Raw genomic sequence first — 11,271 nt, 5'->3', positions numbered from 1 at the left:
AGTTATCCCAGTCAGTGGTTATCTGCAGATGTAAGCACATTATTGGATGCAGTTCCTTTGTCTACATTAGTGGCTAACGGCACATTGACTGAAGGAGGAGCCAGTGAAATTAATGTAAAAGAAAATGTATTTTCGGCTTATGCCAAGGTCAATTTTGAAGGTTTGGATGACCGTCTAACTGGTAATTTTGGTATTAGAATTGTTTCGACAGATCAGGAGTCTTCAGGCAATGTTCCTGACTTTAGTACTATACGTTTTGATCAAGGGGGAGCGCAGACCTTTGTTGATACTAGTGAAAGCTCAGTTAGCCGAACTTATACTGAAATATTACCGAGTTTGAATCTTAAGTATGATTTAACCGATGATGTGTTATTACGCTTTGGTGCAGCCCGTGTGATGTCTCGCCCATCGTTGAGTGTTTTATCACCAGCGACCACTATTAATGTGAATGTTAAAACTATCAATTCAAGTAACCCTGATGTTGACCCTTTCTTAGCCGATCAGCTGGATTTCTCTGTTGAATGGTATTTTGAAGATGGTGGTATGTTCTCGGTTGCTCCTTTTGTTAAGTTTATCGACTCTTTTGTAGTGGCTTCTACCAACGAAGAGCAAGTCACTTATAGTGACTTAGATGGTAATAATTCGGTTACAACTACCTTTACTCGCTTTTTACCAGACAATGGTAAAGGCAGTGACTTGACCGGTATCGAGTTTAACTGGCAACAACCATTGGACATGTTAGTTGAAGGTTTAGGTTTTACCGCAAATTACACTTTGGTAGATGCAGATAAAGTGCAGGCTTCTGAAGATGGTCCTTTGCTGACTTTAGATGGCCTTTCAGAGACCAGTTACAACCTAGTCGCTTACTATGAAAACGACGTCTTTGGTGCCCGTTTTGCTTATAACTATCGTGATGGTTTTGTGAATAATGGCACAAACTATTTTGGTGATGGTTCATTTACAGACGAATACAGTCAATTAGATTTTTCAGCCAGCTATAACGTGACCGAAAATGTGTCTATTGATTTTGAAGCACTCAATATTACCGATGAAGTTTTAATACAACTCAATTCACTAGGCATAAACCGTGGTTTAGAAGATGTGGGTAAACGCTTTACATTAGGTGTGCGTGCGAAATTTTAATTCGTTGCATTGAGCTTGTGGGGCGCTTTAATTGCGCCCCATTTTAAAATGTTGATACATATAAAATATGGGTAAGGTAAATATGAGATTGCTATTTTTGACTTGTATAGTGGCATCAATAATCACTTTGGTTAGTTGTTCACGAACCAACGATGTGGCCATTGAAAGTCAAGTTTCTCAGTTCCCCACAATATTATCTGTGGGCAAAGTTTCATCAGATTATGCTGATTTAGCGGACGCGATAGAATATAGCCGCACCCTACTTAATGCTAAGCAGTCGGTTAAGATTGAATTGGCTGCAGGTACCTATTATTTAGATCACCCCCTTGTGTTAGATGAAACATTTTCTGGTACGGCCGAGCAACCTTTTGTGATTGCAGCAAAAGATAATGCCAAAGTAATCATTAGCGGTGCCAAAGCCATTGAGCTGAATTGGCAGCCTTATACCGAGCAAATATTCCAAGCTAAAATTAGTGACCTCGATTTTACTCGCCTTTATATCAATGGGGCCTTACAGCCTATGGCTAGGTATCCTAATTTTAGCCCTGATGTAGCGATTTTTAATGGTTATGCAAAAGACGCGATAGCGCCTGAGCGCATAGCAACATGGGCAAACCCTATTGGCGGATTTGTGCATGGTCTGCACGAAAGCCGTTGGGGAGATATGCATTATCGAATTACTGGGGTGAGTAAGGATAAAAGCTTACAGCTAGACGGGGGTTATCAGAATAATCGTCGTTCACCTATGCACCTGACATATCGTTTTGTAGAAAATATATTTGAAGAACTTGATGCACCGGGTGAGTGGTATTTGGATAAGGCGGCTAGCACGCTATATTTTTATCCACCTAAAGGTATTGATATCCACCAAGCAAAAGTCGAAGTGCCTCAGCTCGATAACTTGATAGAACTACGAGGTACTCAAAGTAAGCCGGTTAAACATGTACAGATTAGTGGCATTCAATTTAGCCACACTCAGCCTACTTTTATGCAAACCAAAGAACCACTTTTACGCAGTGACTGGGCGATATATCGAGGGGGGGCCATTTTGTTAGATGGCACTGAACATATCCAAGTGAAGGGCTCAAGTTTTAGTCAATTAGGTGGTAATGCTATTTTTGTCAGCAATTATAATCGTAATACCGAGATACTAAACAATCATATTCATGATATCGGAGCCAGTGCTGTGAGTTTTGTGGGCAATGCAAACGCAGTTCGTTCGCCTAGTTTTGAATACCATGAGTTTGTACCTGAAGGTGACTTGGATTTTCAGCTTGGACCTAAAACCGACCAATATCCAAGTCATTCGTTAGTTGATAACAACCTTATCCACGATATTGGTTTAGTCGAAAAACAAGTGGCAGGTGTGCAGTTATCTATGGCATCAGATATCACAGTTAGCCACAACTCGATTTATCGGGTGCCTAGAGCAGGCATTAATGTCAGTGAAGGTACTTGGGGTGGGCACGTGATTGAATATAATGATGTGTTCGATACTGTGCTAGAAACTGGTGATCATGGGGCGTTTAATTCATGGGGACGAGATAGATTTTGGCATCCTGATCGAGCAAAAATGGATGACATTAATCTACGCAATCCAGGCATGTACCTTTTAGATGCAATCAAACCAACGATCCTCCGTAATAATCGTTTTCAATGTGATCACGGATGGGATATTGATCTTGATGATGGCTCCTCAAACTATGAAATATACAACAATGTCATGCTCAGTGGTGGTTTGAAATTACGTGAAGGTTTTAAACGTATCGTGACGAACAACATTATTTTAAATAACTCCTTTCATCCTCATGTGTGGTTTGAAAACAGTGAAGATATTTTCGCTCACAATATTTTGCTATCTGGTCATAAGCCCATTTTAAATGACCATTGGGGCCAGCAAATTGATTACAACCTGTTTGTTAATCAAGCCGATTTAAAGGCGGCGCAGGCTTTGGGTTTGGATACACATTCAATGCATGGTGAACCACAATTTGTTGCTCCTGAGCAAGGCAATTATCAATTGGCAGAGGGTTCTTTAGGGCTTGAGTTAGGTTTTAAAAATTTTCCGATGGATCAATTCGGTGTCCAAACTGAAGCACTTAGGGTTCTGGCAGAAACGCCTAAATTTCCTGAATTGTTTCTCTCTGCCAAAGATAACCAAGTTGGCAAAACCCATGAATTATTAGGGGCCACACTTAAATCGGTGGAAACCTTGGGTGAACAATCGGCGTTAGGTATCGCTGATATAGCCGGGGTTATGATATTAAAAGTTGCCCCTAACAGCAAAATGGCCGCCGCAGGTATACAAGTTTCGGATGTGATTCTGCAAGTGGTTGATACTCAATTTGGTGGACAAGACGAGATTAAAAATGCTGCTGATTTATTGGCCGCGTATCAATCGAGAAAATGGCGAGGCGTGTTAGAAATAATGATTTCACGTAACCAGCAGAAGCAACAAATTACGATTAATTTAATTGACTGAGTTTTGTACAAAAACGTGTGTGTTCCTTTTGGAGGTGAGCGCCGAGCGCAAGCTTAAGCGAACCTCCTTTTTTAATTGAGTGGATGAATAAAATGACATCGCAAGTCAGAGTAGACCAAGAACTAAAAGACAATGTGAATGGTAAAATGCCTTTAATTGGCGCGGGTATGTTGCTGCCATTTATATTAGTGGCGTTGCTTTTCCCATTGTGGGGATTTGCTAACGATGTCACTAATCCGTTGGTGAAAGCCTTTAAAGATATTTTCTTAATTACCAATGCACAAAGCAGTATGGTGCAGTTTGCGTTTTATTTAGGTTACGGAATTATGGCTATTCCTGCCGCTATCTTTATCCGTAAATATTCTTACAAATCGGGGATTCTGCTTGGTTTAGCCCTGTATGCAGTCGGCGCGCTGTTGTTTATTCCTGCTAGCGTACAGCAAGAATTTAATTTTTTCTTGGCCGCCTTATGTATTTTAACCTGTGGCTTGGCATTATTAGAAACCACAGCTAATCCTTATGTTCTATCGATGGGTGACCCAGTTACTGCAACTCGCCGTTTGAACTTAGCTCAAGCCTTCAATCCTATAGGTTCATTAACGGGCATGTTTGTTGCCTCAACACTAATTTTAAATAAGTTACAGGTTGAGGAGTTTCGGGTAACAGAGCGGGCGGCTCACCCAGAATACGCCGATATGTTGCCCAGTGTGGTAGACGGCAAGTTAACTTCCGCCTTAAGTGATTTTTCGGTTAGCGATCCTGTTGCACACCAAGCAATGCAAGCTGCTGATTTAATAACGGTTCGCGGTCCATATATCGCGATTGCCGTGGTGGTTACTATCCTTTTTTGCCTGTTTTTGTTTGTTAAATTACCGCGTACTATTTCTCATGACAACCCACTAACTGTGAGTGAATTAGGCGCTACCTTTAAGCGTTTATTCAAAAATGGCCGTTATATCGAAGGGGTTATTACTCAGGCTTTTTATGTTGGCGCACAAATCATGTGCTGGACCTTTATTATTCACTATGGCATGACCTCTGTTGGTCTGACTGCGTCAGAAGCTCAGGGCTACAACATGGTGGCTATGATGATTTTCTTAGCCAGTCGGTTTATTTGTACTTTCTTATTAGGCTTATTCCGCCCAGGTCAGATGTTAATGTTTTTAGCATTGGGCGGTATCGTCTTATCGCTAGGCACTATATTTATCGGCGGTATGCTGGGCTTGTATTGTTTAATCGGCATTTCGGCCTGTATGTCACTGATGTTTCCTACTATTTACGGTATTGCCTTAAAAGACTTGGGAGACGACGCAAGTTTAGGCTCGGCTGGTCTCGTCATGGCGATTGTGGGGGGGGCCTTAATGCCACCGTTGCAGGCGGCTATGATCGATAACGCTTCTATTATTGGCAACATTCCTTCGGTGCAAACGTCATTCTTATTACCTTTAATTTGTTTTGTAGTGATCACTATTTACGGTTATCGCGCACACAAAATTTATAACGCCTAATGGTTATAGGACTGCAATAGAATGTCTACAACACAACACTGTTTAACCCTTCAATTGAATAATGATCCTCAACTCATCAGACTTTACGAAGAGTATCATCAAGCGGGTAATGTATGGCCAGAAGTGCTTGAAAGCATACACGCCTCGGGTATTGAAAATATGCAAATCTATCGACTTGATACTTTGTTAGTTATGGTCCTTGAAGTTAATGCCAGTTTTAGTTTTGTAGCTAAAAGTAAAGCCGACAAAGCCAACGCTAAAGTGCAGGAATGGGAGCGGTTAATGGAGCGTTTTCAAAGAGTTGATGTGACTCAAGAAAATGCAGGGAAGTGGCAAGTCATGAAGCAAATATTTCAGCTCCATGAACAATAAAGCACAATAATAATGTGAATCAGATAGCAATTTAACTAACTGATTTTTCATTAAAGTCCTTTTTATACGCAAGCTTAATAGCCTGCGTAGGGAGAGGTGTGTCTTGAATTTAAAGATACATGATTGACGTTTAAGTACTTTGAGCATTTTTTGAGCTCATAAGGTACTAAAACGCTACGTTTTCCAGGGTAGTAATTGGAGAGCATTTTTTAGTTAATAACTTTATGAGGGCGAGATAAATGTTTGGATTTAAACATTTTTTACAACATAAAAAGCTGCTGTTAGGGATAATTTGTTTTCTACCACTTGCAGTATTGGCGGATACCAACGTCGCGCAATCAGGTGATAATCCTATTATCATCGATCAAAGTGCCACGTCTGACAATATTGTATATTTAATGGCTGCAGGCTCTGAACATAATTCAGGTTTATCTGTGCGTAAGGCTTATCCAAAGCATTATTACGTTACAAATTTTGACGACAACACCAATGACTATATGAAATGGACATTGAGTGTACCAAGTGCAGGAAGTTATTCTGTTGAAGCATTATTAAACACGAATACCAATGTGCCCTTAAGGTTGTCAGTCGAAGGCACGTTTATTTCTTTGAATAAAACGACTCAAAATATCGGCTGGGATAAGCTTGAAATGGGTAATATTTATTTACCGGCAGGATTAGTTACCTTAAAGCTGGTTAGAAATGATGCCACAGCTGGAAATATTGAAATAAAATCTTTGGAGTTGCTACGTGCTACCGATGTTGCCGCATATGATAGTCGAGTTGCTAGTTACAAAGGAAAATCCACTTGGTTGTCAGAAGCAACCTATGGCTTGATGTTTCAATATGGTGCTTGGGGTTATCCACAAACGGGTGATCGTAAAAGCCTTGATCAAGGCGCTGCAGATTTTGATGTGACTAAATTTGTCACCATGGTGAAAGGCACGGGTGCCGGATATGTGATTTGGTCGATGAGTTGGTGGAATTATTGGGTGCAAGCACCGATTACTGCGATTGACGATATCATGGGAAATTCTAGCCTTACTGCGTCCCGTGATTTGATTGGAGACGTTGCACAAGCGCTGCAAGACGAAGGCATTCGTTTTATGATCTATTATCATCAGGGCTTACAGCAAGAGCCTACATGGGCGGCTAAACAAAACTTTCCAGGTGAGTTTGATGATACCGGTACAGGTGATCGCACCACCTTTTTTGCTAACTGGAAAGCTGTAGTCGCTGATATGGGGGCACGTTACGGTGAAAATCTGGATGGTTGGTTTTTTGATGATGGCGCGGCTTATTATCCTGCCCCATTTGAAAGCATGGCCGAAGCCGCGAGAACAGGGAATCCTAATCGTTTAATTTCCTATAATAACATTAATGCCGTTCGGTACACCGATTTCCAAGATATGACATTTGGTGAGTCAGAGCATGGTGATTCTAAATATGGTAGTGCGGCAGAGGGCAGTGACGGTATTTTCACCGATGGACCACTTAAAGGTTTACTGCAGCATTCTATGTTTAAAATGGAAAATGGTTGGGGTATTAATGCACCGAATTACGTGATCAATACTTCTATCAGCACCTCTTACGCTGTGGCAATAGCCCTTGAAGCTGACGAAAAAAATATACCACTTAGTTTCAATATGTTGATGTACGAAGATGGCACGGTATCTGAAGATTCTCTTGCAGTACTTTATGCTGTGCGAGACAGAGCAAACGCCATTGTTGATGACATTACCAACGATACAGAAGAAAGTATTGTGTACACAGGTAGTTGGTTATATTCCTCTGGTCGAAAAACAGATGATTATCGCCAAGACTTACATTATACCAAGATTGACGGTGATTATTTTGAATACACTTTTGAAGGTGAAGCCATTCAATATATTGCCCCCATGTATCTTAATTATGGGGAAGCGGATGTGTATTTGGATGGAGTGTTTCAAGAAACCGTTAATGCTTACGCAGATTCTTATCAAGCGCAGCAGACACTTTACAGCGTAAGCGGTCTTGAGTTAGGTACTCATACACTGAAAGTGGTTAAGAAAAACGGCGCTTACATGCAACTTGATGGTTTGATTGTTGACGCCCAAGTAGTTGATGCAGGCCAATCCGCATATATATTAACCACTATTCCGGGAGTCATTGAAGCTGAAAATTACGATAATGGCGGCGCAGACGTTGCTTATTTTGATACCAGCTTAGGTAACTCAGGTGACACCTATCGTGATGACAGTGTAGACATTCAAACTACCAGCGATGCCGATGGTAGCTACAACATTGGATGGACGGCTGATGGAGAGTGGCTGGAATATACGGTTTATGATGTTATTCCTGATACCTATGATATTAACTTTCGAATTTCAGCAAATGATACGGATAGTGGTAGGGGAATTAAGGTCATACTCGACGGAGAAACGCTTGGTACTGTTAGCTTTAATGGCACGGGAACTTGGGACAATTGGCAAACCGTTACATTAGAAAACGTCACTCTCAGTGGGGGGTCTGACTTGGTCTTACGCCTCGAACTGATTGGCGGTAATTTCAACTTTAATTCAATCGAATTTGTTGCCAGCAGCGGTAACATTGCCATAGGTAAAGCGGCGACACAGTCAACTACCGGTTACGGAGGCTTAGCGAGCCGTGCGGTGGATGGTTCGACAGACGGCATTTGGGTGAACGGTTCAGTTACGCATACACTGACAGAAGCGCAAGCTTGGTGGGAAGTCGACCTAGAGGCGGTTTCTGATATTGATGTGATTAATATTTGGAATCGCACCGATTCTTGCTGTGCCGACCGACTGACTAACTTTTATGTGTTGGTGTCTGACACGCCTTTTACCTCAACTAGCCTAAACGACACGCTCGCGCAGTCTGGCGTACGTAGTTTCTTAACTGCAGGTCAAGCAAGTACTCCAACCGTTATTGATGTGTCGGAGACTGGGCGGTACGTTCGTGTGCAATTAGTTGGGACTAACCCTCTTAATTTGGCTGAAGTGCAGGTGATAGGTAATTAAAGCTCTTTTTATAAAAAAACAACCCACGCTAAAAAGCGTGGGTTGTATCTAAAAAATATTTCAAAAACCAAATTAGGAACAAAATATGAAATACAAAAATATAGTTTTAGGGGCGGCTTTAATGGCCTGTTCATTCCTTTCTCAAGCAACCTTGATTGACTTTGATAGTTTGGCCGCCAACGATATGGTTGATGACTTTTATTCTGCAGAAAATGTGCAGTTTCAAGCGGGTGACTGGCTTGCTTCATCAGGGTTTGGGGAAACTTCAGCACCAAACTTTGCCACCTCATTGTCGGGTATTGGTTATGTGAATATATTGGACGGCTTCACTGATGAAATTACCTTTACTTACGGTGCATTCGTAGACTCAATAGTTAATATATTTGATGGTGCCGATGGGACGGGGAATCTTTTGGGTAGCATTAATCTCGTGGCAAACGATATTACTAGCTTCGATTTTGCTTCCCTAGCATTTAGTGGTGTGGGTTATTCCATAAGTATTGCTAGTCAATCTGGAGTATTCGCGTGGGATGATTTAGCGTTTTCAAATATTCAAGCTGTACCCGCTCCGTCGATACTGGCAATATTTAGTCTGGGGATATTTTTGACTGTACGCCTCACCAGAAAAACTACTGATTAAGTTGAACTGAATTAGTCATAAGCTAATTATTTATGAGGTTATTACCGTTGGGGTAGCCAAAAGTACATCGAAGATCTGGAATTAGGTTCCGGATCTTCGAAATAACAGGGCTACAACATGGTGGCAATGATTATTTTCTTAGCCAGTCGTTTCATTTGTACTTTCTTATTAGGCTTATTCCGCCCAGGTCAGATGTTAATGTTTTTAGCATTGGGCGGTATCGTCTTATCGCTAGGCACTATATTTATTGGCGGTATGCTGGGATTGTACTGTTTAATCGGCATTTCGGCCTGTATGTCTTTGATGTTTCCAACTATTTACGGCATAGCCTTAAAAGATTTGGGTGACGATGCAAGTTTAGGCTCGGCTGGTTTAGTCATGGCCATTGTAGGGGGCGCGTTAATGCCGCCTTTGCAAGCGTCAATGATCGATGGCAGCTCTATTATTGGTGATATTCCTTCGGTGCAAACCTCTTTTTTATTACCTTTAATTTGTTTCGTGGTGATCACAATTTATGGCTACCGCGCGCACAAAGTTTATAACGCTTAATTTACTTAAATTAATTTGAGGTTGGATTTATTGAATATGGCTAACAAGCAGCATGTATTAACCCTAGAGTTAAAGGATGATGAGGATCTCATATGCCTATATGAAAGCTATCATCAACCAGGTCGGGTGTGGCCAGAAGTACTGGCGAGTATTCGTGATTCGGGCATAGAGCAAATGCAAATTTGTCGTCTCGGCACGCTTTTAGTTATGGTTTTGCAGGTTAATGATAAGTTTAGTTTTGAGGCTAAATCTGTAGCCGATAACAATAATACCAAAGTGCAGGAATGGGAGAGGTTGATGGAACGTTTTCAAAAATTCGATGTTGTCCGATCAGGAACCGCGAAGTGGCAAGTTATGGATCCGCTGTTTCAGCTTGATGAACATTAAATCAGAAACACGCTTTGTTTAAGATGCCAATATAACTAACCAATATTGATGCCGGATATCGCTATCTCTCCCAAATAATCAGTCACGGTGTGTGGCTTTATCATAGATTTACACTTAGCTTTCGTGACATCGAAGAATTACTTGCAGCACACGATATTACTGTAAGTTATGAAACCATCGGCCAATGTTGCAGAAAGTAGGAGGCAAGATGTTGTAAGCAGATTAAAAATGAACCGAGTAGCGCTTGATGACACAAGGTATCTGGATGAGGTATTTATCAAGATCAACGGTGTATTGCTTTTCCTTTGGTGGTCAGTCGATCAAGATGGGGACGAACTAGACATTCTTGTTCAAAAACACAGAAACAAAAAGGCCGCCATGAAGTTCATTATAATAATCTTGCCGATTAAAATGGTGAGGTAATGACTGAACAGGCTAAATACTTAAAAAACTATTGAATTTTTGAAAGTAAGTTGATCAAAGTTACACGCTCACTTTTATCAAGCGGGGACAATATTTCGAAATAAACATTTTCAATGATGGAATTTAGTTTTGGTGCTATTTCTCGTCCTTTTTCAGTGAGCTCTAATTGAAAACTTCTGCGGGATGAGGGATCGGTAATACGTTTGACAAAAAGTTTATTTTCCAAAAAATCTAAGTTTCGACTTATGGTATGTTTAGGCAAATTAACTCTTTTACTCAAAAGGGTCTGGGTGATGTGTTCTTGGATATTCAACTCATAAATCATTACTGCTTGATCAAAATTGAAGTCGAATTTCTTTAGTTCTTCAGAAATATTAACGTTTATTTTAGTCGCTACTTTTCTTAGGTTTTCTGCGGCTAACAAATAAGTTAAGTTAATTTTCATGCTCAAAATGCCTCCTCTTTTACTCTATATTTATTTGCTTTTCTCGGGGAATTTCGAATTCAAGATTGGTCACATGGCTCATATAAACATCAAGTAGCTATTTTCATTCATTTGTTAGCAAATGCAACTGTTATATTTGCAACTGTATCATTGTGATCATGCTAGTCAAAAAGAATTAGAAATTAAAGAATTTATAATTTTGGAACAACAAAAAAAGGGGGTAATTAGTCGCGTTTTAACTAATTCAGTAAAATAAATATGATTTTTCCGCTTTTTTAGGGAATCGACTAAGTTAATAGAGT

9 protein-coding genes and 1 pseudogene are annotated in these 11,271 nt (G+C 40.6%); 9 read left to right on the top strand and 1 reads right to left on the bottom strand.

Annotated elements, in window-relative coordinates; all coding sequences use genetic code 11:
• From NWQ57_RS14550 to NWQ57_RS14510, 9 genes and pseudogenes are all read left to right on the top strand, one after another.
• The coding region (locus NWQ57_RS14550) for a TonB-dependent receptor (protein WP_306022886.1) at nucleotides 1-1,143 on the top strand (1,143 nt) is incomplete at its 5' end.
• Between the two features lie 109 nt (nucleotides 1,144-1,252).
• Nucleotides 1,253-3,625 (top strand): PDZ domain-containing protein, encoded by a 2,373-nt coding sequence (locus NWQ57_RS14545; protein ID WP_306022885.1) that lies wholly within the window; start codon nucleotides 1,253-1,255, stop codon nucleotides 3,623-3,625.
• 146 nt (nucleotides 3,626-3,771) lie between these two features.
• Entirely contained in the window at nucleotides 3,772-5,133 is a 1,362-nt protein-coding gene (fucP, locus tag NWQ57_RS14540; RefSeq protein ID WP_306022887.1) for an L-fucose:H+ symporter permease, read from the top strand.
• Nucleotides 5,134-5,154: 21 nt separating this feature from the next.
• Complete coding sequence (locus tag NWQ57_RS14535) at nucleotides 5,155-5,505, top strand: L-rhamnose mutarotase (protein ID WP_306022884.1); 351 nt, start codon at nucleotides 5,155-5,157, stop codon at nucleotides 5,503-5,505.
• 239 nt (nucleotides 5,506-5,744) lie between these two features.
• Nucleotides 5,745-8,525 carry a carbohydrate-binding domain-containing protein gene (locus tag NWQ57_RS14530; protein WP_306022883.1) on the top strand — a complete coding sequence of 927 codons (2,781 nt, stop codon included), beginning with the start codon at nucleotides 5,745-5,747 and terminating at the stop codon, nucleotides 8,523-8,525.
• Nucleotides 8,526-8,610: 85 nt separating this feature from the next.
• Nucleotides 8,611-9,165, top strand: coding sequence for a hypothetical protein (locus tag NWQ57_RS14525; protein ID WP_306022882.1), 555 nt, complete (start codon nucleotides 8,611-8,613; stop codon nucleotides 9,163-9,165).
• 105 nt (nucleotides 9,166-9,270) lie between these two features.
• Nucleotides 9,271-9,714, top strand: a pseudogene (locus tag NWQ57_RS14520) (MFS transporter); the annotation flags it as partial.
• A gap of 36 nt (nucleotides 9,715-9,750) precedes the next feature.
• The gene (locus NWQ57_RS14515; protein ID WP_306022881.1) at nucleotides 9,751-10,101 is read left to right on the top strand and encodes an L-rhamnose mutarotase; all 351 of its coding nucleotides are present in this window, start codon (nucleotides 9,751-9,753) and stop codon (nucleotides 10,099-10,101) included.
• A gap of 168 nt (nucleotides 10,102-10,269) precedes the next feature.
• Nucleotides 10,270-10,524, top strand: coding sequence for a DDE-type integrase/transposase/recombinase (locus tag NWQ57_RS14510; protein ID WP_306022880.1), 255 nt, complete (start codon nucleotides 10,270-10,272; stop codon nucleotides 10,522-10,524).
• A gap of 28 nt (nucleotides 10,525-10,552) precedes the next feature.
• On the opposite strand, the gene NWQ57_RS14505 is transcribed toward NWQ57_RS14510, so the two are convergent.
• A complete protein-coding gene (locus tag NWQ57_RS14505; protein WP_306022879.1) occupies nucleotides 10,553-10,969 on the bottom strand; it encodes a MarR family winged helix-turn-helix transcriptional regulator in 417 nt (138 codons plus the stop codon).
• Between the last annotated feature and the right edge of the window lie 302 nt (nucleotides 10,970-11,271).

Origin of the sequence: Paraglaciecola sp. (assembly GCF_030730205.1) — a bacterium.
Classification (GTDB): domain Bacteria; phylum Pseudomonadota; class Gammaproteobacteria; order Enterobacterales; family Alteromonadaceae; genus Paraglaciecola.
The sequence above is the reverse complement of the archived record's forward strand: the minus strand, read 5'-3'. Positions and strand labels throughout refer to the sequence as shown.

Excerpts from the sequence above, each read along its gene's own strand:
- NWQ57_RS14530 (WP_306022883.1), top strand. The coding sequence starts at position 5,745 with ATGTTTGGATTTAAACATTTTTTACAACATAAAAAGCTGCTGTTAGGG.
- NWQ57_RS14510 (WP_306022880.1), top strand. The coding sequence starts at position 10,270 with ATGAAACCATCGGCCAATGTTGCAGAAAGTAGGAGGCAAGATGTTGTA.
- NWQ57_RS14515 (WP_306022881.1), top strand. The coding sequence starts at position 9,751 with ATGGCTAACAAGCAGCATGTATTAACCCTAGAGTTAAAGGATGATGAG.
- fucP (WP_306022887.1), top strand. The coding sequence starts at position 3,772 with ATGCCTTTAATTGGCGCGGGTATGTTGCTGCCATTTATATTAGTGGCG.
- NWQ57_RS14505 (WP_306022879.1), bottom strand. The coding sequence starts at position 10,969 with ATGAAAATTAACTTAACTTATTTGTTAGCCGCAGAAAACCTAAGAAAA.
- NWQ57_RS14535 (WP_306022884.1), top strand. The coding sequence starts at position 5,155 with ATGTCTACAACACAACACTGTTTAACCCTTCAATTGAATAATGATCCT.
- NWQ57_RS14525 (WP_306022882.1), top strand. The coding sequence starts at position 8,611 with ATGAAATACAAAAATATAGTTTTAGGGGCGGCTTTAATGGCCTGTTCA.